This is a genomic window from Methylobacterium sp. C33D, from assembly GCF_053345825.1.
The window spans coordinates 1-288 of the sequence record NZ_JBKFAV010000236.1 but is presented as its reverse complement, the minus strand read 5'-3'; the positions used below and the strand labels follow the sequence as shown (position 1 = coordinate 288).

Sequence of the window (288 nt, the reverse complement as noted above, 5' to 3'; positions counted from 1 at the left end):
CAAGGTGCATTTCGACGGGCTCGCCGCCAAGGACACCCGCTTCGGCCGGCGCCTGATCTACGGCGGCCACGTGATCTCGCTGGCGCGGGCGCTGGGCTTCAACGGGCTCGGCAACGCCTTCGCCCTCGCGGGCATCAACGCCGGCCGCCACGTGGCGCCGCTGTTTTCGGGCGACACGGTCTATGCCTGGAGCGAGGTGCTGGCGGCCGCCGATGTCGGCCGCGACGATGTCGGGCTCCTACGCCTGCGCACGGTCGCCACCAAGAACCAGCCCTGCGGCGCCTTCCC

1 pseudogene is annotated in these 288 nt (G+C 71.9%); it reads left to right on the top strand.

Annotation, left to right across the window (positions count from 1 at the left end):
• A pseudogene (locus ACLBXO_RS32205) lies at positions 1-288 on the top strand (hypothetical protein); the annotation flags it as partial.